The organism is Hanstruepera flava (genome assembly GCF_023634025.1).
In the GTDB taxonomy this organism is placed as follows: Bacteria; Bacteroidota; Bacteroidia; order Flavobacteriales; family Flavobacteriaceae; genus Hanstruepera; species Hanstruepera flava.
Map to the genome: position 1 here is coordinate 1,516,016 of NZ_JALJCW010000001.1, position 26,973 is coordinate 1,542,988.

Below are 26,973 nucleotides of genomic sequence, written 5' to 3' on the forward strand. Positions count from 1 at the left end.
TTATGTTTATTTTAGTTTATAGATTGGAGATTCCTGCTTTCACAGGAATTCTATTTTTGTATACTCACTTTATAATTAATACCATAGGTTTTGGTTAGATTGTCATCATTAAAAATATCCTTTACAGGCCCTGTGGCTATTTTTTTTACGTTCAAAAAGGTTACCCAATCAAAATATTCGGGAACTGTTTGTAGGTCATGATGCACAACGATTACCGTTTTATTGGCTTTTCGTAATGCTTTTAAAATATTGATGATGGCAATTTCAGTGGTTGCATCAACACCTTGAAAGGGTTCATCCATAAAGTAAATAGATGCATCTTGTACCAAAGCACGTGCCAAAAATATACGTTGTTGCTGTCCGCCAGATAATTGACTTATTTGCCTATTTTTAAAAGGTAACATGCCTACTTGCTCTAACGCTTCAAGAGCAGCCTTTTTTTCTTTTTGTCGAGGACGTTTTACCCATCCTAAACTGCCATAGGTTCCCATCATAACAACATCTAAAGCTGTTGTTGGGAAATCCCAATCTACACTACCTTTTTGTGGTACATAAGCCACAAGAGAACGTTGTTTTTCATATGATTTACCATAGATACTAACACTTCCAGCAATTGGTTTTAAAATACCTAGAACAGATTTTATAAGTGTAGATTTTCCAGCACCATTTGGGCCAACAATAGCCATTAGTACCCCTTCTGGAATTTCTAAATCAATATCCCAAAGCACTGGCTTATAGTTATAGGCTACAGTTAAATCGTCTATTTGGACTGCTGTTTTTTTGCTCATTATTTTAAAGCGTTAACTATAGTGTTTACGTTATATTTAAACATGCCAATATACGTGCCTTCAATGGTTCCGGCATCACCTAAAGCATCAGAATATAGTGTTCCGCCAATCTTAACATCATGACCTTTGGATTTTACAGCAGCTTGCAAGGCTTCAATGGTTCGTTTTGGCACTGAACTTTCAACAAAAATTGCTTTTACTTTTTTCTCAATGATAAATGCTGCTAATTTTTGCACATCTTGAACACCAGCTTCAGTAGCCGTTGATAAGCCTTGTAATCCAACAACTTCAAAGCCAAAGGATTTTCCAAAATAGTTGAAGGCATCATGTGCCGTTACTAATATACGTTTATCTTCTGGTAACGTATTGATTGTTGTATTGATTTCAGCTTTTAAATCACTTAACTCCTTAAGATATCGATTTCCGTTTTCTTGAAACGTATTTTCTTCTGATGGTAGAGCTTCAGATAGTTTATCAACAACAAATTGCGTGACTTGCTCCCAATACGTAATGTCAAACCAAATATGCGGATCGTAATTTGAAGCAAAATATTCTGAACCAATTAGAGTGCTTTTGTCTATTGCATCAGAAACAGCAATTGTTTTAATGTTTTGACTGCCCATTTTTTCAAATACTTCAACTAATTTACCTTCTAAATGCAATCCGTTGTAAAAAATTAAATCGGCATTTGCTAGTTTTGAAACGTCTCCTTCACTGGCTTTGTATAAATGCGGATCGACACCACTTCCCATCAAACCTTTTACGTTAATGGCATCACCTCCAATATTTTTAACCAGATCTGTTATCATGGTTGTTGTAGTAACTATATTGAGCTTTTCATTCTCTTTAACATCGGTTTTACAGCTTAAAATACTGAATAAAAGTGTTAATATAAGTAATGTTAATTTTTTCATTTTTAATTGTTATTTACTGGAATTCTAAAACTTAATCCTGCGCTTAATAATATATCTTGACCTTCTGTTATACTAGTTCCAAAGGACATATCTAATTGTAGATCATTTGAAACCAGATAAGTCATACCAGCATCCCATAAATGATTTGCTTTACTATCTTCTGGAAGGTCACCATATAATTCAACATAGGCACCAAACTTTTCAGAAATACTATAACCATAAGCAATTGTATAAATGTAATTGGCTTCTGGTGAATCATTTCCCCAAGCCATACCTAAATTGTATCCTAAACTGGATTTCTCACTTAATGTATGTGCTAACGAAAATCTAAAATCTACACCTGTAGTTTCAGGTCTGTAATCTGTGCTTGCAGTAAATGGTAGAAAAACATGTCCTATTAAACTGATTTCTGGAATCCACCCTTTTTCTTCAGTAATATAAACTTTCATTCCTAGCAACAAGGGACTAAATCCACTTGAAACATCTTCTAATTTCTGACCGTTTTTGTGAGTGACATCTTCTTGTAAATCCCATCCTAAACGCAATTCGAAATTGTCTGACAAACCATAGCGAACTAATGTAGTATTATAGGTAAAGTTTTCGGTCTTTATTTGGTTACGCTCAAAAGTTTCAAAAAAGGCACCAGTTTCAACCTGTAAAAAGCCTTTAGGGACTGTGCTTGAGGCTTCGGTCGCATCAGGTCTGTCAGTTTCCAAAGCGCCTAAATTTTTTTCCTCTTGGGCAAAAGATACAGAATAGGAACATAGTAAAAGCCCAAGTATAATTTGATATTTAATTTTAATTAATCTCGTTGACATAGATAATATTAGTGAAATCTTCATTTAGTAAAATGGTATTGTGGTTAATTGAAATTTGAGTCATTTTATTGTTTTGGAATTGGTTGGTAACCATTATCCTATTGCCGTACTTTAGGCCATGTAGTGCACAGAAATCAAAGAATTCCTTATCGTCGCTCATTAATCTAGAAATGATGTAGGTTTCGCCAGCCTTTGTTTGCGATAAGGCTACTGAATTATCCACAGTTGTAATTTCACCCTGAGCATTAGGAATAGGATCACCATGAGGGTCAAATTTAGGATTACCTAAATAAGCACTAATCTTATCGGCCAAAAAATCTGATGTCTGATGCTCAAGTAATTCGGCTTCTTTATGAATTTCATGTAATGACATGTCAAATAGTTTGAATAAAAGCGCTTCCCAAAGTCTATGCTTTCTTACGATATTCAAGGCCATTTGCGTTCCCTTGTCGGTAAGCTGAAGTTCCTGATACTTTTCATAGTGAAGCAAATCTTTTGAAGCTAGTTTTTTTGCCATATCCGTTGCAGCTGCATTAGATATGCCTAGTTTTTTTGCAATGTTACCAGGCTTTGTATTATTGCTGTCGTTTTTATCATTTTTATAAATTGCTTTAACGAAATTTTCAATAGCTATAGACATTTATATTTGCTTTAAATAAAATTTAAGTATACTTAAAAATATTTTCAAATATAATTAAATTAAATTTAGTTGCAAATTTTTATTACTTTGGTATAATACCTTATAAATGGAATTGTGAAGTACCAATTATTTACACTAATGTTAATGCTTTCTGTGGCTATAAGTGCTCAAGACACTATAAATGTTCATGTTGAAAGCCCTAAAATTGTTACTAAACTTTTATTAGGTAATAAAATACAGCTTGGAGAATTTGATATTGAGTTTAAAGATGTATCAAATGATTCACGTTGCCCAAAATATGTTAACTGTGTCAGGGCAGGAGAAGCTAAAGTAAAATATCAAGTCGCTAAAAATGGTGAAACAATTAAAAATGAAGTAGCTACTATTACGCCTAGCACTTATCTTCAAAATGACTATCCAGTTATTCTAGAATGCGAAAGCCTAACAGTAGAAATCTATAATGTTTTACCGTATCCCGAATATACTTTTAAGATTAATAAAGCTGATTATTATCTTCAATTAATAATTATAACTGATTAATGACAGCCACAATCGCCTGAACTGCAATGTTTTGATTTAGATTGTTTTGGTCTCCAAAAGAATTTAGTTACCAGATATACAAGGGCTATGCAAAGTGTTGTAATGGCCAATATGTTTTGAATAACAATGTTCATTATTTTAATAATTGAAAGGCAATTAAAGCTACAATGTAAGCAAAACTACTCATTATTACTAATTGTAAGGTAGGCCATTTCCAGCTATTAGTTTCCCGTTTAACAATGGCCAGAGTGCTCATGCATTGCATAGCAAACGCATAAAAGAGCAATAAAGAAATACCTGAAGCGAAATTAAACAAGGGACCACCTAAAATTGGATTAACCTCTCCAGCCATTCTATTTTTAATAGTTTCTTCTTCGTCGCTACCAACACTGTAAATAGTGGCAAGGGTACCAACAAATACTTCTCGTGCTGCAAATGAACTTACAATGGCAATACCAATCTTCCAGTCGTATCCTAAAGGTCTGATAAGCGGTTCAATGGCTCTTCCAGTAATACCAATAAAGGAGTGTTCTAATTTATATGAAGCTATTTCTTGTTGTAAATCTTCTTGAGAAATATTTTGTGAAGCATATTGCTCGGTAATTATAGTTTCGGCATTATTAAAATTATCCCCTGGACCATAGGATGCTAAAAACCATAACACAATAGAGATAGCTAAAATAATTTTACCAGCCCCAAAAACAAACGACTTGGTTTTTTCAATAACGGTTAAAGCAACATTTTTAAACAGCGGTAACTTGTAGTTAGGCATTTCAACTACGAAAAAGGTTTTACTTTTTATTTTAAGAACTTTATTTAAAATATAAGCTGAACCTACAGCAGCTCCAAAACCAATTAAATACAGCAGCATTAACGTTAATGCTTGATAGCTCAATCCTAAAACACGCCCTTCAGGAATAACTAATGCAATTATAATAAGATAAACAGGAAGCCTAGCAGAGCACGTTGTAAACGGTGTAACAAGTATCGTAATGAGGCGTTCTTTCCAACTTTCTATATTTCGAGTAGCCATAATGGCTGGTATTGCACATGCAGTTCCAGAAATAAGAGGTACAACACTTTTTCCGCTTAAACCAAAACGACGCATTATGCGATCCATTAGGAAAACCACACGACTCATATAACCACTTTCTTCTAAAACAGAAATAAAAAGGAATAAAAAGGCAATTTGCGGAATAAATATAACAATACCTCCAAGGCCAGGAATAATGCCTTCGGCAATTAAATTGGTAAAAGCACCTTCAGGCATGACGTTTTTTGTCCATTCACTAAACGATGCAAAAGTACTATCAATAAAGTCCATTGGTACGCTAGACCAATCGTAAATAGCTTGAAAAATGGTCAATAATATAATACCGAAAATTAAATAACCCCAAACTTTGTGAGTTACTATCCTATCTAGTTTTATTCTTAAATCTTTAGCCGTACTTAAATCTATAGTCTGCCCCTTTTTTAGCGTATCATTAATAAATTGATAGCGTTTAATGGTTTCTTTTTGCTGCAGACGTTTTAAATCGGCTTTAGATTTGGTTTTAAAATCGGCTACGGCATCAATTTCATTTCTGTCTGTTTTTCCGAAGTTAACATCTTGAGTAATTACCAACCAAAGTTTATATAATAACTGATTAGGAAAAGCTTTTTTTAAGTTATCGAAATACTCGGTATCAATTTCAGAAGCATTTAAACAAGGCTTAACAGATAGCTCTTTAAAATTTGCTATAAGATCTTTGAGGGCTGAAATACCTTGGTTTTTTCTTGTGCTTATTAAAGCAATTTTCGTTTCAAGTTGTTGTTCTAAATACGGAATGTCCAACGAAATACCCTTATAGGCCATTCTGTCGGCCATGTTAATGACTAATATTGTAGGGATTTGAAGGTCTTTTATTTGTGTAAATAAAAGAAGGTTGCGCTTAAGGTTTTCAACATCGCTAACCACTACAGCCACATCGGGAAAATCTTTGTCCTTTTTATTTAATAGCAGTTCTATAACGACGTTTTCATCAAGAGATGAAGCATTTAAACTATAGGTGCCAGGCAAATCTATGATATGTGCTTTTACTCCACGAGGTAACTTACATATACCTTCTTTTTTTTCAACTGTTATACCAGGATAATTTCCTACTTTTTGATTTAAGCCGGTTAAAGCATTAAATACCGAAGTTTTTCCTGTATTTGGATTTCCTATAAGTGCAACATTAATTTGTTTACCCATTGGAAATCTCTATTAAAATGTGAATAGCTGTTTCTTTACGAATAGCAAGATGACTTCCATTAATGTTTAGATACATGGGATCTGCAAAAGGAGCAACCTGGACCAGTTCAACTGAATTACCGGGAAGACAACCCATTTCTAATAATTTAAGAGGGATATGAATAGATGAAACATCAGTAATAATACCTTTTTCACCACGTTTAATATCTGCTAAAGTCACCTTCAAGCTTATTTAGATTGATTTTAAAGAAGCAAAAATAAGGCAAAAACTTTGCGTAGAAAAACTATTAATATTCTTTTTTTAGGGTTTCAATGTCGTTTAGCAAACGCTCAATATCTTCAGGATTGGTTCCGTCGTAAAAACCACGAATTTGCCGTTTTTTATCAATAAGCATGAAATTCTCGGTATGAATCATATCATATTGATCACCATTTCCTTGATCTTTAACAGCTAGATAGCTTTTGCGAGCCAAATCGTAGATTTGTTTTTTGTCACCCGTAACTAAATTCCACTTACTATCGTTAACTCCTTTTTTTAAAGCATATTTTTTTAATTGCGCCACAGAGTCTATTTCTGGAGTTACAGAATGTGAAAGTAGCATGACATCAGTATCATCCAAAATTTCATTTTGAATGTCTACCATATGATTGGTCATTATTGGGCAAATGGTTTGACATGTGGTAAAAAAGAAATCGGCAACATAAATCTTGTCTTTATAGTTGTCTTGGTTTACAATTTCGCCATTTTGATTTAAGAGACTGAAATCAGCAATTTTATGATATTTCTTTACATCTAAAAGTGTGCTGTCAACCAATTCAGAGTTTACCATTGTAGGTTGATAAATAGGAAGTGGTTTATCAACATTTAGAATATTAAAAATTATTGAAATTATTATAATTGAAATAATAGCAAATACAATGGCGAAATATTTGTAGTCTTTAAAAAACGATAGCATAAGGCAGTATTGTTGGCATTGCTTTTGCAAAAATACATTGATTTTTGAAGCCAATAAACAATTCAGGACTATAATTATATGTTAAATGCCAATGTGCTTTGATTCATGTTTTATTCTTGAGTTAAAAAACACTACTTTTGTGCGTTATTTAAAAGAAGACAGATTTTATGACCGTTATATTAATTAAGGCAGCGCAATTATTTTTAAGCTTGTCTATCCTTATAGTCCTTCATGAATTAGGACATTTTATTCCCGCTAAACTTTTTAAAACACGTGTAGAGAAATTCTATCTGTTTTTCGATATAAAATTTTCATTGTTTAAAAAGAAAATTGGCGAAACCGTTTATGGTATTGGTTGGTTGCCGTTAGGCGGTTATGTGAAAATAGCCGGAATGATTGATGAAAGTATGGATAAAGAGCAAATGGCACAACCACCGCAACCTTGGGAGTTTCGAACCAAACCAGCATGGCAGCGATTAATTATCATGCTTGGTGGTGTAATTGTGAATTTTATTCTAGGCTTTTTAATTTATATGATGATATTATTTGTTTGGGGAACCGATTACTCCAATAAAGATGATATTACCTATGGGTTTGGTGTATCGGAAACTATGGAAAAATATGGTTTTCAGCAAGGTGATAAAATAGTGTCTGTAGATGGTAAGCCTTTTAATGAAGTTACAGATATTAATTCGTATTTGTTATTTAGAGATATTAATACGATACAAGTAGAACGCGAATCAGGAGAAATAGAAGATTTAAGTGTTCCTGAAGATATTGGCACACAATTATTTGAAGCTGGTGATTTACCTGCAATGTCACCTCGTTTACCATTTAAATTAGATTCGGTTGCATCTGATTCTCCTGCTGATAAAGCTGGATTGTTGCCTACAGACAAAATTGTGAGTTTAAATGGAGAGGCTGTTAATTATTTTACCGATTTGAAATACGGCTTAAAACGCAATGGCAACAACACATTAAATCTTGGAGTTGAAAGAAATAATAAGATTGTAAATTTAGAGATTAAGCCAACCGAAGATGCCACCATCGGAATTGTAAGTTTGGAGACAGAACGTATAGTTACCAATCACAAGGACTATTCGTTTGGTGAGGCCATATTTCAGGGCACCTCATTAGGCTATTGGACTATTAAAGATTATTTGGCGCAGTTTAAATATATTTTCACAAAAAAAGGCGCTTCACAAGTTGGAGGTTTTGCCGCCATTGGGAATATGTTCCCACCTAGTTGGGATTGGAAAGCTTTTTGGGCCATTACAGCCTTTTTATCTATTATGTTGGGTGTTTTAAATCTGTTGCCAATTCCAGCGTTAGATGGTGGTCATGTTATGTTTTTATTATATGAAATGATTTCTGGGCGTAAACCTGGCGATAAGTTTTTAGAATACGCTCAGCTTATTGGGTTTATTCTTTTAATAGCATTGGTATTATTTGCTAATGGCAATGATATTTATAAAGCTATATTTAATTAAAATTTTAAGTAGATTTTTTAATTAATATATTTGTAGTAAATAATAAATACTTTATATTTGCGCTCGCAAAAGCGAATAACACTCCTCCTTAGCTCAGTTGGTTAGAGCATTTGACTGTTAATCAAAGGGTCCTTGGTTCGAGCCCAAGAGGGGGAGCTTAACAACAGAAAGCCTTTACAGAAATGTAGAGGCTTTTTTAGTTAAATGCTTGATATACTTGCATTTACTGCATTATATGCAAAACTACTCAAACAGTCAACTTGCCAACTTTTTTTCTAAAAAAGGTATCCCTATAGGTATCCCATTCCAAAAGGCTGGGTATCCCATTTTTAAGCTGATTTGTATGCCAATTGTTTAACTCAAAACAGTTGGAAATGAAACAACAAGAATAAACGATTTTATCCAATTTTAATAGGAATTAAATCAATTAAAAAGGAGTGTTTCCACTCCTTAATAAATTTCCCATAATAAATAGAAAGCTTCAAGCTAGCGTTTAATAAGTTTTATGTTCTTGATGCCAGATTCTGTGTGGATATTCAATACATAAATACCTAACGGTAATGTGCCAATATCAATACGTTGAATATTATGATTATTGGTAAAAGATTTTATTAATTGGCCATTTATTGTGTAAACCGTTACTTTTTTTAAGTTTTCTACACCTTTAATATTTACGATTCCTGTTGTTGGGTTTGGTGATATAGACACATCAAAAACTACATGTGTGTTTATTCCTAGTGTATCAAAACTAAAAGAGCTCATCCCAGATACGGCAGAACCATTAGCATCAACAACATTGGTATAAATAGTTACACTATCGTCAACCATGTCGGCTTGCATAAAGGATTTTAAAGGTGTCACTGTTGTGGCTAGCGTGGAATTGTTCTCCAGGATATATAATTCGCCACTCGATGGGTTACCATTTACCGTAAAGCTGAACACATCAGAATTAGTCGCGGAAGATGGTGGCAATAATGCAATAGGACTGCTTAAGGTTTCAGTTATTAAATAACCGTCAATTGAAGACATTCCAACGTTTGTGCCATCAAAAAAAGTAGTATCAGCACCATTACCTAAAGAAGACGTTTGTGTAATGGTAACACCATCTGGTAAAATAATAGTAAAACCATAACTCTGCACCGAAGTAGCAAAATTATTGGAACTACTATTTGGTACAGCCTGTACAATAAAATCATATCCGCCATTATGGAGTAACGTGTATGTATATCCATCTTGAGCCTTAATATTTATTGTGTAAAGGCTCAATTTTATTAGAAAAATTGTAGGTAAAGTAATTGTTTTCATTGTTATTGTTTTTAATAGATTAGGTATCATTTTTTTAAGGTAGTTGTTCTGTTATTTGGTAAGTGCTGAAGCCCAAGAAATTGCTCGGGTGCGCTAATACGTTCTGTAAAATATAGGGTACATCAGGATTGGTTCCAGAGTATTGGGTTTCACCATCCATATTAGTATCATAATTATTATATCCGTTTATGGTGTAGGTTGGAAAACTTAAGAAATTACCCGAATCGTTTAGTACTTCAGATAAAATGCTAGGCGTATCAGGTTCTGTTCCAGAATATTGAATAATTCCATCGCCATTTACATCTCCAGCCCACATGGCTACCACATTATTAGGCATGCCAAAGGTAGTTTGAGCGTTGTTACCTTGAGTGATTTGGTTGTTAGCATCGGTAAAATCGATTGTTGTTTCAGACTGATTTAAAGCTATAGCACTCGCTGTCATAATACCCAAGTGATTTCTGTGCGATATAGCCACATAATAATTATCTGGGTTAACGTTGAATGTTAGCGCAGTTGACAAATCATTCACGTTAGATACAACATCTCCATCTCGTTGTAAAATGGCTGATTGTCCCGCTATAACTATTGTTGGATCTGTAGCATCTCGCAATTCAACCCAAATCCAGTCTACCATAGAATCTTCACCATTATCATCTTGGTTAATGGTTTCGGTAATGACCTGACCATCGGAGTATGGAGAATCGTTATCAATTATTCCATTAGCTCTTAAATCATCACGCATTAAAGTTTCTTCACCAGTATAAGGATTTAGTAAAGCGCCTTGCAAAAGGACATCGATATCAACCATTACATAATTGCAAGATGTTTCATTAAAGCTAGTTTGAGCATCTATACTAGTCCAATTTACTGTACTGTAGGAAGCATCGTCTACTAAAATACATTTTAAGTTCGGGTTGCTAAATGCAGAGAAATTTGAAATATTGGTATTGTTGCCGTTTTGGGCATTAAATGAAGTTAAATTATTATTATTAACTTTTAATTCATTAATGTTTGGATGGTTGGAAAAATCAAGCTCTTCAAGATTATTGTCTTGTAATCGAACGCGCTCTAGCAAGGTATTGTTACTTAAATCAATTTCATTTAATTCATTACTATTTATTTGAAGAATGGTCAATTGGGTTAAGGTGCTAAAATCTACTGAGGTTAAAACATTGTTTTCTACACGTATATCTCTAACTAATGGATTGTTTGATAGGTCAAGAGATATTAAGCTGTTATTTAGCGCCCAAATACGCTCAAGATTTACCAAAGTAGAAAGATCAAGATTTGTTAAATTGTTGCTTTTTATGTAGAGTTCTTCTAAAGCCACAAAATCTTCTAATCCTGTAGCATCAGATATACTTTGACTGTTTACGTTTAATGAGGTTACCACTTCAATTAATGCTGTTGGCACCTGTCCATCACCAGAAATATCGTCATAGCCCAAAGCCTCCAGTGCAGATTCAAAATTTGAATCTGGAATTTGAGTATATATTATTGACATTAGATTAGCTTCATCTGAAGTTAGGCTATCGCTGCATGCATTTGTTAAAATGGCACGATAATACAAGTCTGTGGTTTCAGGAACATTTGTAATCGAAAGGGTAGTCGTTTCACTTCCTGAATAAGTTGTGCCATCAGCATTTCCATCATTTACTGTGAGCCAAGTGTCGCCTCCATCTATAGACTCTTCCCATTGCACTGTATCATAATTTTCAGCTACAATTGTAAATTGAGCTGTACCGTTGTTTGCTTCTACAGTAGTATGTTGTGGTTGTGTTGTTATAACAATATCATCGCAACATTGTATGTTTTCTGTCATTGGCGAAATACCACAACCTACTGATTGTGTAAAAAGCCCCATTGTGTAAACGGCACCGTCAATATCATTTTGGTCCAAAGAATACTTGCTTTCGCCATTACTAATACTGTAATGCATAATGACATCAGAATCTATAACATGACCTAATTGATGAGCATGACCCAATTCGTGTAAGGCAACGCTTTTAAAATCGTATTGTGAAATGGAAGGTGTTCCAGAACCATAATACCAATTCGTGCTATCATTCCAGGTAATATCCATTTCGTTTACAATGGCTCTGTTGGTCGTTGGGCACGTTCCTAGAAAACGAGTGGTTACTTGCCCAAGTACTCCGGTTGGCAATTCGCTACCGTTATCAAATCGAACAATATTAATGCCGTCATTTATAGATTCGTCTGTAGTGGTTGTACCACTGAACGTAAAATTTACATCTGATTCGCAGTTCCAAAGCTCAAAAGCTGCCTCAAAATATGTTTTGGCACTGCTGGTATTAAAATCTGTGTGGTATTGAAATGTATATCCACCATTGTCATCATCATCCTGCAAAACGGATGGATAAACAGCGCTACTGCCAGAAGCATTAAGGTGGCTATACGTTATAGTAAGCGGAACTGTTGTTTCATGACTTTGGTTATCGGTATTGGTTACCAAAATACTTCCTGTACCTGCAGAATAGGGTATTTCTACTTGTATCTCGGTATCAGACCAATTTAATATTTGTGAATCTGCAGCGTTAATATGGCTTGCACCACCATCTGATGCATTGGAAAAACCAACACTACCCATACTAGATCCAAAATTCACTCCAGTAATGGTAAACACAGTTTCAGTGCCTGCTGTTGCCGTTAGTGGCGAAAAACTGTAGACAATAGGTGTTGCCCTCTGACTTCTGTTAGTATTGGATAGTGCAGGTCGTTCTTGTATAGTTTGAAAACGTCTTCCAGTTGTTAGTTGAATGCTATTGTATAATTCATTTTCAATAGAATTATACGTATTGAAAACATCAGAAGCTTTTTCTGAGTGACTACTGTATTTAACTATACCTTGAGCGGCTGCTACCATTTGGTATAATGTGCCCGAAACATTTAAGTTACCCGTAAACTCCTTAAGGAAAAAGGTTCCAATGGTGCCAACTTGTAAATTGGCTTCACTTGAAGTTACCTGGATTGCATCACCAACTTGCCCCCCTAATGTGACAATTTTCACCGTTGTTGAACTGTTTCCCTTCATATTGGTGTAAACATTTATAGTGTACACTGTGTAGATGTTCTTATTATTGACATCCCAATAGCCTTGGCTATTGATTACTTCTCCTTCAATAACAAGGGTAGATTCTGTAACACGCTGCGAAAGCGATACAGGTTCCATTAAGGCACCACATTGCTGTGCAAAATTTTTAAATGAAAAAATTAGAAAGGCCAGAATAAGTAGTTTTGTTTTCATTTGGGTTTTATTTAGGTTTGGTTTTATTGTATTTTAAGTTTGATGGGACACTATTTTATTCCCTTTATTTTATTATTTAACTTTTTTAACTCGGCTAAATGTTGTTTTAAAAAATCGGCTTGGTTTTGCATTATTTTAATACAGGATATATCCTTTTCAAAAACATCTTGATTAGGTTTATGCTTATCTCTTTTTTGTGGTTTCAATTTGATGCTGTTTTCCAAATACGTATTTATTGATTCTGAAAACAAATCTATTGAACGGGGAACCTAAAAACCTAAAAAGGATAGGGTTCAAAATAGGGTTCAAAACTTTATTTAATTGTATTACAAGCAGTTAATGTAGTCGTCAAGACTTTGTTCTGCGGAGAGATTGAGTTTCTTTTTAATACGAAAACGGGATGTTTTTACAGCTTCTAGCGATGTATTACGAAGATTTGCTACCTCTTTTCGGCTTAAACCAATTCGGATTAAGGAACAAATTTCTACATCGGTTTTGGTAAGTTCTGGATGTCGGTTTTTTAAATGTTTTATGAATTCAAAATTGACCTGCTCAATATTTTGTTTAATCAACATTAATTTCGCATTATCTGCTTTACTAGCTTTTAAATCTGCTATAATGCTTTTTAACGTGATGCCTTCATTTTCGTTTGACAATTTTTGAAGGTTTTCAGCAATGCGTTCTTTAGATTTTATATGCTGAATGGTTTCAGTAAGAAGTTCGTTAATTTCTTCAGTTTTGGTTGCAACTTTATTATTAAGCAAAATATTTTGATAGGCCTGCTCTTTTATTTTCTGTCTATTTTTTAAGTAGAAAAAAGCTATGCCGCCAAGAATGGTCAATAATATAGTTACTACTATCCAAAATTGCACACTGGCTTTCTTTTCGTTTTCAGCTTCAATAAGCTTACGTTCTGAAATGATATTCAAACTATCTAAAGACTTTTTGGATTCGTATTTTAGTTTGGCATCTAAGTCAGCTAATTCTTTATAGTTTTTTTCATTGCGAAGAGAGTCTCTAAGGTTTGTTAGCTCTCGTTGGTGTATAAGTGCCTCCTTAAATAGTTTATTGTTTTCAAGGATAATAACATAATTATCAAGCTCTAGTAGTAGTCGATCTTTACGTCCAGTTTCACGCAAATGATCGATAAACTCTTGTTTTAGTTGGAGTGCTTTTTTGTAATTTCCAAGACCATTATAACTTCTTGCCATTTCAGATGCCGTATTCATCTGATCATCTTTATATCCCAATTCTCTATAGAGATCCATTGCCTTGGATTGTAATTTAAGAGCCTCGCTATAGTTTTGTTGCTCACCAATTAGCACTTCTGCATATTGAATACGATTAGTAGCGCTCGCATTTTTATCGTTTATAGAATCGGCATAACTAATGGCTTTTTTAAAATAGAACTCCGCTTTATCTATACTATCTACATTGGCATAATGCCCTGCATATGCGCTCAACAAGTTGGCTTTAAATGCATGACGATTCTTTCCAGATTTTATAAGGCGTTCTGTCATAGCATAAGCCGAATCATAAGCTGTCTTTACTTTGCTATATCTATCTTGCCTTACCCAAACTATACCCTTAAGATAATATGCAAATGCGGCATCGTCAGGGTTTTTGGTTTGCTTTCTCGATTCAATAGATTCTTCAAGGTAATTTAAAGCCTCTGCAAAGTTTCCTGAATTAATTTCAGGAATGGCTAACTTATGAAATACGTCTGCACGACGTCTTAATATAAATTCTTTATTCGGATATTTATTTTGTAGGGTATCAAGCTTTCTAATAGCTACTTCAAAAAATTCTTTTGTTTTCTCGTAATCTTGCGAAAAACTACGCCCATTTTTATAAAACGCTTCAAAATCTAAACTATCTTTATCAAAATCATAGTTTTGAGCGCTAATACACAAGTAACTACAAAAATAGAGTAGTGCAAATAATAAAATATCTTTTTTAAGCAACGTTGGGGTCATGACAAGTCTCTTCACAAATAAAACTAAAATTTGTTAGATATAAAACAAAGGCAGGGTTCAAATAGGGTACAATTTTTTAATTTGAAATTTTCTGTAGGTTAGATTGTTTTAGCAAGCTAAAAAGGTAGACAACTTTATTTTATTGTCTATTTATTTAGATATTATGTAATTAGTTTTCCTCTTCATTGTCATCCTTACTAAATATGTTGCTTACTTTTTTACCTAGAATAGGGATATCGATTCCAATTACAAATTGCCAACGTGTATATTTTAATTCAGGGTTTAGGGTATTCTCTATTTCAAAACCATCAACATTTAGGGTATAGGGATTGGCAAAACTGTCTGAACTGCTAGAGTAGGTTGCACCCACAACTATACTAGACCACGATAACTTCCAGTCAACACCTAAACTCATGTGAAAAAAATTAGAGCCAATATTTATATCTTTATTATCTGTTGATGATAGATTAAAAACATTGGCACTGCTTTTAAAAGCACTATAATCAGTAGAAAAACCACCATAAGCCTTAAATTGTTCCGACAAGTAAAATTCAATACCTGCACCAAAGTTAAATACAGCACGACGCTCTTCATTAAAACTTACAGGAGTTAAACTTGTGTCTCCAGTATCGATATCAGGAATGTCCAATCGTTTATATTCACCCAATCCGCTATAATAATCGACATTGAGGTGTAATTTACTTTTTTTGATAGGTATTCCTGCTCCTAAAGAAATACCAAAAGGTTCTTTGCGTTTACCGGAAAGGTCATCAAAGTAATTATCTACAAAATTATTGTAATTAGGCCCCATACCTGCAACAACCTCGTTGTAGCTATAAGTACCTTCATTGTAAACTTCAATGAAGGGCAGGTTAATATTTAAACCCAATTCAATGTTTTTAAGCACATAACTTGCCCCGATTTTTAGAAACAACCCATAGGATTTTTGTCTAAAGCTAATAGTGTTTTGGTAAAACGCAACTTCGTTACCTGTAGATTCAACAGTATGGCTTAAATCTGAACCACCACTATAACTGTATATCGAGGCAAAACCAGAAATTCCCACACTGAATTTATCATCAAAGGCATAGGCCCAGGTTAACCCTGTCCAATCATCTTTTGTTCTAGAGTTTAAACCAATGTTGGCATAATGTCTTTCTGCATCAGGAAATAATGCTAGTATATTATCGTTTAAATAATAGCTGCCATAATTAACATTGAAATTAAAATTAGACCTTGTAAGGTAAGAGTAGGCAAACCGTGTACCCAACAAGTTAAAAATACCACCAGCCATGGTTGAAGCGCCATTAAAGCGTGAGCTTGTTAATTTTGAATTTTCGTTTAATACATTTTCTATTTTTATATCTACTAACTGATAAGCTTTAGCATTTAACGAAAACCCCACATTTTCTGCCTTTGCCAAGAATGAGGGATTGTAATACGTTAGTCCTAAATCAGACACACTACCAGTAACATTTCCGGTTAATAATATTGAACGATTACCAAAATTATTAAACTTGTAATTACCTTGTTGCGCATAACCAAAACATGACGCATATACTATGACCAAAAAAAGATGTTTTTTGAAGCTCATTAATTATTACCAATAACCATATAAACTTACGGTAAAAAAAAGAGTCGTCAAAAAGTTAAATAACATTAAAAGTGACAAGAGGTCAAGTTCTAAATTATTTAACTTTTTTTGAATTGAAATTTATTTCTAATGTTTTTAATACTTTGAAATTAGAGTCCGTTACTATGATGCGAGGACCCAAGTGTTGACTGTCATAACCGGTTTCCATAATATAATATCTATCCTTGTAATAATATACGCCATTAGGAGTCCAATTTTTTTTAGAAGTGTACCTAATTAGACTAGAGCCTTTGTTTGAAATTTCTTTTATTGTTCTGCCAGCACATTCAGTAATAAGCGGATTATTATATTTTGAGAACGCAATACCGTAAAATAATTGGAATCTTTTTTCTTCAAATATGGGGTGTTTTGGGTTTTGTTCTATCAGGTTGTTGGCTAGTTCAACCAATCCTTGAGTTTCATTCCATTTAAAAAGAGTCCCTTGTTTGTAATTGGCATCAGAAATGTAGAGGTTACCTGATGTATCTGAAGCTAATGTACATATTCGCTCGAATTTTCTGTCAAGCAATGGTTTTACAGAACCATCAAGTGGCTTTGTGTGTATTTGCTTGTTCATGGCAAAATACACGTTTTTTAAATTTTTTGACATTGAAAATACCTGACCATGATATTCGTCCCAATCATCAGTAAACAATAGTGTATCTAATTTCTTTAATTGGGTGTCATATTTGAATAAATAGTTATGGCCTTCGCCTTCAATCTCACCTGATCGCCATTTGGCTATTCCCGCAATGATTTCGTTTGGACTATGTAAATAGATATGATGGGCATGAAAATTGGTAAAAACAGCTTCCAATTCATTGGTTGTTGGGTCTAGCCTCCAAAGGGTACCATCGCCATTGTGCATAACATCGGCAAAATAAATGCAACCGTTTTCATCAACAACAATTCCCCATGACGGGTGAGACTGTACTTGCCAGGTTGATACAAAGACAAAAGATAAAACGATTAATACTTTAAACAGCTTCATGCTTTTAAATTACGTAAAAAAACTATTTTAAGCTACTTTTTTAACAGCTGTTAACGTATTGGATTACTCTGTTTTCCGCTTATCAATAACCTTAATAGGTTTTCTGCTCATAGCAGGAAACTGTAGTTTTTGTATGGTTTTTTTATCATGAAATTCAATTTTAGGTGTCACACGAAGTTTAGCTCTAAAATGATCTTTTATTTGTTGAAGTAATTTTGTTGATTGTTCTTTTGAAGCGATTTTTAAGCAAATTTCATCGGTCCCTATGTCGTTGGTAGATATTTCAATAATATAGCTTTCCACTTGGTTAAAATCATTTAGAATATTATCCATTGCAGGTGGATATAATGTGGTGCCTTTGTATTTTATCATCTGTTTTCTTCTGCCCACAACAGGACCTAAACGCATAGTATTTCTACCGCATATGCAAGGTTCTGTATGAGCCATAACCATATCTCCAGTCTTAAAACGCAATAAAGGCATACCTTCAACACCTAGCGTTGTTATAGTTAGTTCGCCTACCGTATTAGGTTTAACAGGATTGTCGTTTTCATCTAAAATTTCAGCAATAATGAGTTCTGGATGATGGTGACCACCTTGCTGTGCTTCACACTCGTTAAATGCCGTATTCATTTCGGTTGATGCGTAAGTGGAAAACAGTTCAATATCCCAATCAGGCGTAATTTTTTTGGCCAAGGCATTTAATGAAAAATCCTGATTGCGTAAAGGTTCACCAATGCAGATGGCACCTTTTACACCCGATTGATTGATATCAATATCATGCTGTCTGGCATACTCAATGAGTTTTAATAAAAAGGAAGGAACAGCTATTAAGTAGGTCGGCTTAAATTTCAGAATGGAATCCCATTGCAATTCTGGAATTCCAGCACCAACACGAATAATACCAGCTCCTAATTTTCTAGCACCTAAAAAGTAGGCTAGTCCAGCCATAAAACGCCTGTCTATTGTGGTCATGAGTTGCATGACATCCTGATCTGTTACCCCAGAACAGGCAAATGAAATAGCTTCGTTATAAGCCAATCGGTCCAAATCGTTATCCGTCAAGGCAAAGGTAACCGGATCTCCAAGCGTTCCAGAGGTCGTGACATAATCAATAATTTTTGACTTTTCAACACATAGAAAATCATCATTAAACTGTTGGAGGTGATCTTTAGTGGTTGGTGGAATTTTAGTTAAATCTTCTAGAGTATTAACACTATTCACATCGATGGTGTGCCTTTTAAATATCTGTTTATAGTATTTAGAATTGGTGTTTAAATACGTCAATAGGGTTTTAAGTTTTTTTTCTTGAAAAGCTTTAATTTCTGAAGCTGATGCTTTTTCTATTTCAGGAATCATTGGTTTAATTTCCTTTTAATTTTCTTTAGGTACAAATCTACTTGTTCTTGGTCAGTAACGGTTGTAATTTCTTTTGTTTTTGAAATTTCAAATGCATTATATGCTGCTGTATAATACTTTCTTTCGTAATAGTATTTTCCAACTAAATAATAAGCTTCCCAATATTCAGGATTGGAATCTTGAAGCTTTTGAAGTGTTAAAGGTAACAAATGCATATCATTATTTATTGCAGCAATCACTTCTCGTCTTAAAATACGGTAGTCTTCATAGTTTTTGTAAGCTTCTGTAAATTGAAACGGGTCCTTTTCAATGGTTAAATTGCCATTGTGTAGAGACATTGCTTTACTGTTTTCTGGCGCTTCACTAAAAACGGTATTTAAGTTATAAGCCACAAATTCACCAAGTTGATACGGATTGGCCGAAACCCAAACTAAGCCATCTTTAGGTTTAAAAACAATGCCATGATGCGCTAAGAGTTGGTTTAATGCCTTCTCATTACCATAACCAATGGCTTTGTCGTGCAATCCCTCTTTGTTTCGTAAAATATCTACGGCAATTTTAGGTGTAACTTTCGTCGATTCGCTTAAAAGCTCTTCCATACGCTTGTAACGATATTGCGAGTGGCTTTCAGCTTTATGCTTTAGGTTTTTTTCATCATCGGCATATGCTTCACTTTGAAAATGGTTGGAACAGATGAGTTGATTAGAATTTTCAACCTCATAAACACCAAAATTCTTTGGAGATACCTCAATAGTAATGGCACGATTGTCTTTTGCACTGCCTATAAAAATAGATTCTGATACAAAAACCTGACGTTTTTTGGCTATGGCAATGGCTTCATCAATATTGGAAGCATATTGCAATATTTCACGCGTTAAAATGGAAATGGGCGTTTTGGCTACCCACGGAATACTGGATTTTCCTGCATTAATAGTAACTGTAAGTCCTTGGTCGTTCATACCAGAAACCACACCCATCATTCCAGCCCAAGTAACTGACATAAATTTATGCCCCTCTGTGGGTTTTAAAAAGGCTATTATTTTATCTTCTGCGAAGTCATCACCTGCATAAAAGTCAAAATTTCTTCCAATAATTAAATCACCATCTTCGGTTTTGTTTCCCCAAGCTGCAAATGACGAACAACCAACTAGCATAAGGTCTTGCAAGGCATGACCAATATCGTGAGCACTATGGAAATATAATATGCGTAAGTAGTCATCAGCAACATAATCGTATTTATCACCAGCATATTGCGATACGCCTAAAATTTCAGATTTATACTCTTCGGGAATGTGTAAATACATTTTGCGGTTGTACCAAGCCAATAATTTTCGTAGTATTTTTTGTTTGGTTTCCGAAGGGACCAACTCATTTACTTTTCCCAAAAAAGCATCTTCTTGCTTAAGAAAGAGTTCTTGAGTTAGACTGCCTGTTTGCAAGCCTATTTGATAAGGATCTCCAGAGACGTACAATTCCCATTGTCCGTATTGGTTTTTTGACAAATATCCGTTTTTGGTAGTATATGAGGAATCTGTAATTTTTTGGCGTTCTGGTGTGTTCTGGTTATAGGCACTCACATCAGGTGTATCAAGAAGAGATGGTTTAACACCACATGATGTTAAAACGAGAACGAAAACTACTAAAATATATACCTTACTTATTTGCATCAAGAATTTTATTTAATAGATACTCTTGTCCTAAAATTTCTGAACAGGTAACCACACCACTTATGGTTACACCTAAAATGCCGTGCATATTTAAACTTTGCCCAGTAAAAAGCAAGTTAGGAATTTTTGTTTGAGGAGGAATAAACGACTGCATAGATTTATTGACGTCTTTCACGTAACCATACATGGAACCTTTGTTTGTGGCAATATAATCGCGATAGGACAGCGGTGATGAGGTATAATAGTTTTCAATACATTCCCGAATATTAGGAAATTTTTTTTCCAGTTCTTGAATGATTTTTTCTGCTTTTTCCTGTTTAAATTCTTCATACGACTGACCACGGTCATTTTTATGGGCAGTGGTATTAAATGTGTTTGCCCAAGGCTTTACTTCTTCATACCGCATATAGGTCATAACGGTTAAATTATCGGCATATTCGTTTTGATTTTTTTTAACTCCCATAGAAAGCATATAGCTTTCTGGCCAACTATTTTGGGTATAGTGTTGCGCGTTCCAAACCGCATCTTTGGTTTTAAAGTGGTAATAGTTTTTGTTCAAATATTTAAAACAACCTGGTTTTAATACCAGATATAAACTAAAACACGCAACAGTACTTTCTATACGATCTATCCTATTGGTGTAAGACTTTCTAAAATGTTCTTTCCCTACTAAATCCAATGTAACTTTTGGTTCAATATTAGAAATAAAAATATCGCCTTTTATACGATTCCCATTTTTACATATAGCTGATTTTATCTCGTTGTCTTGACATTCCAAATTAATAACGTCATGGTATTTAAAAACTTCGCCGCCATGTTCCTTAAGTCGTTTTATGAGTAGTTTTGTAATCTGACTGCCGCCATTTACACAGCGATAAGCGCTTTGGATATATGAATTTACTGAAAGGGAATGGACATAAAAAGGTGTTCTATAACCATCTCCTGCATATAGGAAATTAGTTCCTGCAAGAACCGCTTGAAGACGTTTGTTAGACGTTATGGATTCCAAAAAAGATTTTACTTGAAGCCTAAAAACGCCATCGGCATATGGTATGCCAGACTGTAAACGATATAATGGAAACTTGTCGCAGGTTTTCTGCATTTCTTCACAATAAGCATGTATCGCATTAGCTTCAGCTGGAAAGTCTTGGATTAGTTGAGCCTTAAAATTCTTATACCCTTGCGCATAAGCGTATTCCTTTTTGTCATCGTCAAAAGATATAATATCAAATCCGTCTTCATCCATTTTTTTGAGTGAAAGGCTATCCATTATACCTAAATATTTAAAATATTGATATAAGTTTTGGCCCTTGCTCAAACTGCCAATGTAGTGCACGCCAGTGTCAAAAATAGATTTGTCTCTAGAAAATGTTTGAAGGTTACCGCCAAACTGCTGATTTTTTTCTAAAACACATACGCTATACCCTTCTTTTGCAAGAATAACTGCAGAAACAAGTCCGCCAAGACCACTGCCAACAATTACAATATCGTATTTAGATTTAGGTTTCAAGTGTTATCCGTTTTAATGAGACAAGTTATAGCTGTACTTTTTTGTACAATTTTGTAATTGCTAGAAACAAAAGCTGTTTCTAAATGTAGACTGGATTTTAAAAGTATTATTTTAGAATAGTCCAGGCTGTAAATAGACTCAAGTTGATGGTTTGATGTTAAATTGAAGTCGATTATCAATACATCTGAAATTGAGTTTAACGATTCTTCAATAGTATCTGTAACCGTAATTTTGTAGTGGTTATTAGTAATATAACTGCTTTTTACAAGCTTTCGGTTGCTATCATTTTCTAGCCATGTTGTTATTCGTCTACTCGGGCTATCTAACGCCAATAAAAAAGTTAATTGACCTTGATCTTTAGATAAATGCGTAATGCTCTCCTTTTCGCCTATGGATTCCATAACCGTTTTATATACGGTTTTGTTGGCTTTTAAATCGTGCTTAACAGTTTTATATAAAAGGTCGCCTTTGTATCGGTATTCTTCTAACACAACCTTGTGGAAGTACGTTTCGCTTTCATGTTCTTGTCTAAAAGTTTTAAACTGTTTTTTAAACGCTTGACTAATGTATTTGGTTTTATCTCGGGTAGTTGTGCCTAATTTAGGGTTATTAATGGCAATTCTTTCGAGGATTTTTATAGATAGAATTCCAGATTTTATAACAAAATTCCCTTTTGGTAGAATTTCAGAATTACCGTGAATAATTACAGGAACGATATCTAAATTGAACTGTTCTGCCAAAAAGAAAGCACCTTTATGGAACCGCTTCATCTTATTGGTATACGATCGAGTACCTTCTGGAAATGCCATTAAACTGTACCCTTGTTCTACTTTTTTTTGTAAGTGATCGATACCTTTTTCTATTCCGCTTGAAACAGGGTAAAATCCAGCAAGTTTTACGGCTTTTCCAAAGAAAGGGGAGTTATAGACCCAATCATTAACCAAGAAAATTATTTTTGGGTGCAACATTCCTATGGCTAAAATGTCTAAAAATGATGTATGGTTAGCTATAATTACGGCTTGTTTTTCAAAGGTTTCGTTATGTGGGTTTAGAACACGCGTTTTAAAAAACGGGTATGAGTCTAAAACCGATTTCATAAATCGAGACATAATTTTGTGAAACCATTTCATCTTAATTTTCATGCTCAACGGAATGATTTTCATACAAACAATTCCTAAAAAGGATAATATTAATCCGCCTAAACCATAATAAGTAAACGAAATACTAGAGAGGATAAACATTAAAATTGGCGAAGGCCTGTTAGATTTACTTCCAATAAAAAATTTGAATATGATAGGTTGAATAATAAAAGACAGACAGACGGCCGATAATATGCCAATTAGAGAAACTAATGAAATACTATACAAAGCTGGATGCTTGGCAAATATTAAAACGCCAACACCTAGTATTGTTGTGATTACCGATAATATTATTGAGGTTTTATGAGTTGGTAAAACGCGTTCTCCTGTTTTTAATTCGTGCAGCAACCCGTTTGTTATAAATATGCTGTAATCTATTCCCAAACCAAAAATAAAAGTAGAAATAATAATATTGAAAATATTGAACTGAACCTGTAAAACACCCATTAAACCTATAGTTACAAGCCAGGTTAAAGCTATGGGTAAACTCGTAACCAATGTTAATGATACGCTTCTATAAAACAATAATAGGAGTAGTAAAACAACAATGAGGGAATACATTACTAACCGGTTAAAATCGGTTTTTAGGCCACCTAAAAAGGTTTCGTTCATTTGCTTTCTGTCTATGGCCAATGTTTTTGGAAAACCCTCAAAATGTTGCAACAGATTCTCGATTTGATTGTCTTTCACCTTAACCAATGATGTAACTGTAGTAAAGTCTGGTTGAGTACTGATATAGTCATCAATGGAAATGGTATTAATGGCACTGTACTCATTTAAGGACAATGGTTTAAAATCTGTATTTAAAAGATTGTAAAAACTTTGATGGGTATTTGGTTTAAAACCAAGGGTTTCGCCACTTTCAATAAGTTGAAGTTTTGTTTTTTGAATAGTAACATCTGACCAAAAATTTTGCCAAGCCTTAATATCGTTTTCTTGTTTTTTATGAGATTGAATTAAAGCACCTATTGAACTAAAATCTATAATTTCATTACTCTGTTTTAGACTTTGCAATTTAGAAAATATACTATCATTATTTGAAATAGCTTCTTGAACACTATTGCCATAAGCTGCCAAATAAATAGACTTTGAACTGATATTTGTTAGCGCATCTAACCTGTTTTGTGCATCAAGTAATTCTTGAGGTTCGTAGTTTAATTGAGAGATATCGTTATTAAATTGCGTCTTATTATAAGTGAAGGCACTTAATATTAACAGTGCTACAACACCGAGTATGAACCATTTGTTTTTATGAAAAGGATAAAGAGCGACTTTATCTAACAGTGTTTGTTTACTAGAAACAACCACTTTTGTTTTATAAACAAGCGGAATAAAAATTAATGAAAATACCGATGCGCCTAATACGCTTATAGCAGCAAAAATGCCTAAATCCTGCAAGGCCTGCGATTTCAAGAATAACAAGCACAAAAATGCCAGGGCAGTTGTTAAACTACTCATTAGAATAGGCTTTGTTATATCGGTATATAAGGTTTTAGGATTGTTATTACTCCTAATGTGAGTTAAAATATGCAAGGCATAATCTAAAGTAATACCCAATAGTACTGAACCTATTCCTAATGAAATGGCTGATATTTTTGTACGAATTACAAAAAGTAAGGCTACTGCCAATAAAGCCCCAAAAGCAGTTGGTGTAAATAGTATTAATGGAATACTCAATTTTTTATAGAACACTATAAGTATGAGCAATAAGATACTCATGGCTATGCCAACCGTAATCTGGATGTCCTGCTTAATTTGCTTGGCATTGGCAACCGCTATTAGAACACCTCCAAAGTATTCACTGGAAACCTTACCATTAAAGCTGGTATTTAAATCGCTATTTAACTTGTAAAGTTGTTCGGCAAAAACAGCATTTTGTGCTGTTTCACTTGATTTGTGTTTGGGTGTAATAAATAGTAGAATATGATTTTTATCCTTGCTTAAGAGATAGCCATTTTCTAAAATAAAATCATCTCCAAAACTTAATTGTTGAAGTTTTTTTAAAGCCATAAAAGATAACCCTAATGGATCTTTTAAAAGGGTTTCTTTGGCTATAATGCCCGAAGGAGATATTAATGCTTTATAGTTGGCTCTGGTTATTGCTTCAAGACTGTCTTTATTGAGTTTCCTTTGAATAGTTTCATAATCAGAAGTATCTAAAAACAGTGGTAAATTTTCATAAATAAAATTGAGAACATCAGAAACTGTTTCTTCAGGAATTTGACCTTGAATTTGGGTATAATAGTTACTGGAGTTTTTATTTAAGCTATCAATAAATTGAGAGGCATAAGCCGTTAAGTCTTCAACCGAAGCATGAGATTCGCGACTTATGTTAACTATTATCTTATCAGCAAAATTGGCGGTCTTAAGAACTTTTTGTGCATCTGCATTTTGTTCAGAAGTTGGTATAAGTTTCGTAATATCCTCTTCAAATTCAATTCTTGTAGCTAAAAATATTAAACCTAAAAGGATTACCATAAAACCCAAAAGACTCACTAGTGTGTTAGATTTAATGAATTGATATGTCCTGTAGAATAAATCAACCATTTACAGTAGCTTGTTTTTTGTTCTGCAGGTATTCAAGAATAATATAGCTTATTCCACCAAATAAAACAGCGCCAATTATCGCCAATGCAAAGCTACCAACAATGTAAAGTTTTATATTTTTTAAGGCCTCAAAGTTTTCCAATGCTTCAGTTATGGAATATGTTAGAGGCTCATTAAAAATTAGCTGTCCTAATTCTAAACTCATAAGAACAACAAAAGGCACAAAAGGCGGGAAACTAACATTTGAGAATGCAAATGATATGGTTTTATTAAGCTTAAAAAAAATAGCCAAAGTAATTGCCAAAAAAGTATGAAAACCCCAAAGGGGAGAAAAGCCAATAAATGTACCAAGAGCAATGGACAAGGCTTTTTTTCTGGGAGAGTCGTTACTACCTAATACATCCTCTTTAAAGAAACGTTTAACCCCTTTTTTTTTAAAATCCCTAAAAACTTGTCTTGGCTTATAATACAACAACGCCAAAATTACTAACCAGGTATTCAATATGCTAATTCGGGTAAAATCTTTAAATGGTCTGAAATGCGATACGCGTTCAGATTCGTCATATAATACTTGAATAGGAATATTTAGTACAGGAACATCTCGCCAAGCCGATTTAACGATAACCTCAATTTCAAATTCGAATTTAGTAGTAAAAAAGGTCATGTTTTTTATAATCCGTAAGGGATATAGCCGAAAACCCGATTGTGTGTCTTGTAGTTTAATGCCAGTTTCAAACTTGAACCAAAAATTTGAAAATTTATTACCAAAACTGCTTTTGCCAGGAATGCCTTCTTGATCCATATTTCGGGCTCCAATAATTAAAATATCGGTTGCATTGTGTTCATCCAGTGTTTTTATAAAGGCTGGAATATCGCTGGCAAAATGTTGACCATCTGAATCTATTGTAAGTGCAAAGTCGTAATGTAATGTTATAGCATGTTTAAAGCCCTCACGAAGGGCCATTCCTTTTCCCCTGTTTTTTGGGAAATGGATTAGTTCAATACCTTCATATTCTTTTAGAATGGTTGAGGTAGAATCTGTTGAACCGTCATTTACTACAATAATATTTGAGGTGTACTCTAAAACACCATTTAAAACACGATTTAAGGTATGTTGATTATTGTATGTGGGAACGATTACACATACGTTTAAATCCGAAATTTTTTGTCTAATAAGTTCAGTATTCAACTAAAAGAGCCTT

At 33.9% G+C, this 26,973-nt stretch carries 20 protein-coding genes and 1 tRNA gene; 3 read left to right on the forward strand and 18 right to left on the reverse strand.

The window, feature by feature from the left end; genetic code table 11:
- Nucleotides 1–50 precede the first annotated feature (50 nt).
- The 4 genes from MTX13_RS07090 to MTX13_RS07105 are packed head-to-tail and all read right to left on the reverse strand — an operon-like array spanning nt 51 to nt 3,160.
- Nucleotides 51–788, reverse strand: a complete 738-nt coding sequence (locus MTX13_RS07090) for a metal ABC transporter ATP-binding protein (RefSeq protein ID WP_250433766.1) — start codon at nt 786–788, stop codon at nt 51–53.
- Nucleotides 788–1,702: a metal ABC transporter solute-binding protein, Zn/Mn family gene (locus MTX13_RS07095; protein WP_250433767.1), complete on the reverse strand. Its 915-nt coding sequence runs from the start codon at nt 1,700–1,702 to the stop codon at nt 788–790. The genes MTX13_RS07090 and MTX13_RS07095 overlap by 1 nt, the downstream gene beginning before the upstream one ends.
- A 2-nt stretch (nt 1,703–1,704) precedes the next feature.
- A complete protein-coding gene (locus MTX13_RS07100; RefSeq protein ID WP_250433768.1) occupies nt 1,705–2,520 on the reverse strand; it encodes a transporter in 816 nt (271 codons plus the stop codon).
- A complete protein-coding gene (locus tag MTX13_RS07105) occupies nt 2,501–3,160 on the reverse strand; it encodes a metal-dependent transcriptional regulator (RefSeq protein WP_250433769.1) in 660 nt (219 codons plus the stop codon). The genes MTX13_RS07100 and MTX13_RS07105 overlap by 20 nt, the downstream gene beginning before the upstream one ends.
- Before the next feature lie 114 nt (nt 3,161–3,274).
- On the opposite strand from MTX13_RS07105, the gene MTX13_RS07110 reads away from it, so the two are divergent.
- On the forward strand, nt 3,275–3,700 hold the full coding sequence (locus tag MTX13_RS07110; protein WP_250433771.1) for a hypothetical protein: 426 nt from the start codon (nt 3,275–3,277) through the stop codon (nt 3,698–3,700).
- A 133-nt stretch (nt 3,701–3,833) separates the two neighbouring features.
- Here the strand turns inward: MTX13_RS07110 and feoB are convergent, their stop codons facing one another.
- The 3 genes from feoB to MTX13_RS07125 form a co-directional block, all read right to left on the reverse strand.
- Nucleotides 3,834–5,933 carry a ferrous iron transport protein B gene (feoB, locus tag MTX13_RS07115; RefSeq protein ID WP_250433773.1) on the reverse strand — a complete coding sequence of 700 codons (2,100 nt, stop codon included), beginning with the start codon at nt 5,931–5,933 and terminating at the stop codon, nt 3,834–3,836.
- Nucleotides 5,926–6,159 (reverse strand): FeoA family protein, encoded by a 234-nt coding sequence (locus MTX13_RS07120; RefSeq protein WP_250433774.1) that lies wholly within the window; start codon nt 6,157–6,159, stop codon nt 5,926–5,928. The genes feoB and MTX13_RS07120 overlap by 8 nt, the downstream gene beginning before the upstream one ends.
- Nucleotides 6,160–6,220: 61 nt before the next feature.
- On the reverse strand, nt 6,221–6,889 hold the full coding sequence (locus MTX13_RS07125) for an SCO family protein (RefSeq protein ID WP_250433776.1): 669 nt from the start codon (nt 6,887–6,889) through the stop codon (nt 6,221–6,223).
- Between the two features lie 167 nt (nt 6,890–7,056).
- Between MTX13_RS07125 and rseP the strand changes: the two genes are divergently transcribed.
- Both rseP and MTX13_RS07135 read left to right on the forward strand, forming a co-directional pair.
- On the forward strand, nt 7,057–8,379 hold the full coding sequence (gene rseP / locus MTX13_RS07130; protein ID WP_250433777.1) for an RIP metalloprotease RseP: 1,323 nt from the start codon (nt 7,057–7,059) through the stop codon (nt 8,377–8,379).
- An 82-nt stretch (nt 8,380–8,461) separates the two neighbouring features.
- A tRNA-Asn gene (locus MTX13_RS07135) sits at nt 8,462–8,535 on the forward strand.
- A 330-nt stretch (nt 8,536–8,865) separates the two neighbouring features.
- On the opposite strand, the gene MTX13_RS07140 is transcribed toward MTX13_RS07135, so the two are convergent.
- From MTX13_RS07140 to MTX13_RS07190, 11 genes are all read right to left on the reverse strand, one after another.
- A complete protein-coding gene (locus MTX13_RS07140; RefSeq protein WP_250433778.1) occupies nt 8,866–9,684 on the reverse strand; it encodes a T9SS type A sorting domain-containing protein in 819 nt (272 codons plus the stop codon).
- A gap of 34 nt (nt 9,685–9,718) precedes the next feature.
- Entirely contained in the window at nt 9,719–12,949 is a 3,231-nt protein-coding gene (locus MTX13_RS07145) for a matrixin family metalloprotease (protein WP_250433779.1), read from the reverse strand.
- 50 nt (nt 12,950–12,999) lie between these two features.
- The gene (locus MTX13_RS07150) at nt 13,000–13,155 is read right to left on the reverse strand and encodes a hypothetical protein (RefSeq protein ID WP_250433780.1); all 156 of its coding nucleotides are present in this window, start codon (nt 13,153–13,155) and stop codon (nt 13,000–13,002) included.
- Nucleotides 13,156–13,275: 120 nt separating this feature from the next.
- A complete protein-coding gene (locus tag MTX13_RS07155; protein ID WP_250433781.1) occupies nt 13,276–14,925 on the reverse strand; it encodes a tetratricopeptide repeat protein in 1,650 nt (549 codons plus the stop codon).
- A gap of 169 nt (nt 14,926–15,094) precedes the next feature.
- A complete protein-coding gene (locus MTX13_RS07160) occupies nt 15,095–16,495 on the reverse strand; it encodes a hypothetical protein (protein ID WP_250433782.1) in 1,401 nt (466 codons plus the stop codon).
- Between the two features lie 118 nt (nt 16,496–16,613).
- Nucleotides 16,614–17,549, reverse strand: coding sequence for an NHL repeat-containing protein (locus tag MTX13_RS07165; RefSeq protein ID WP_250433783.1), 936 nt, complete (start codon nt 17,547–17,549; stop codon nt 16,614–16,616).
- A 63-nt stretch (nt 17,550–17,612) separates the two neighbouring features.
- Nucleotides 17,613–18,908 (reverse strand): phenylacetate--CoA ligase family protein, encoded by a 1,296-nt coding sequence (locus tag MTX13_RS07170; RefSeq protein ID WP_250433784.1) that lies wholly within the window; start codon nt 18,906–18,908, stop codon nt 17,613–17,615.
- Nucleotides 18,905–20,575, reverse strand: a complete 1,671-nt coding sequence (locus MTX13_RS07175) for a C45 family autoproteolytic acyltransferase/hydolase (protein ID WP_250433785.1) — start codon at nt 20,573–20,575, stop codon at nt 18,905–18,907. The genes MTX13_RS07170 and MTX13_RS07175 overlap by 4 nt, the downstream gene beginning before the upstream one ends.
- Entirely contained in the window at nt 20,562–22,085 is a 1,524-nt protein-coding gene (locus MTX13_RS07180; RefSeq protein WP_250433787.1) for a phytoene desaturase family protein, read from the reverse strand. The genes MTX13_RS07175 and MTX13_RS07180 overlap by 14 nt, the downstream gene beginning before the upstream one ends.
- Nucleotides 22,082–25,771, reverse strand: coding sequence for a 1-acyl-sn-glycerol-3-phosphate acyltransferase (locus MTX13_RS07185; protein WP_250433789.1), 3,690 nt, complete (start codon nt 25,769–25,771; stop codon nt 22,082–22,084). The genes MTX13_RS07180 and MTX13_RS07185 overlap by 4 nt, the downstream gene beginning before the upstream one ends.
- On the reverse strand, nt 25,764–26,960 hold the full coding sequence (locus tag MTX13_RS07190) for a DUF2062 domain-containing protein (RefSeq protein ID WP_250433791.1): 1,197 nt from the start codon (nt 26,958–26,960) through the stop codon (nt 25,764–25,766). Before MTX13_RS07190 ends, MTX13_RS07185 begins: the two co-directional genes overlap by 8 nt.
- Between the last annotated feature and the right edge of the window lie 13 nt (nt 26,961–26,973).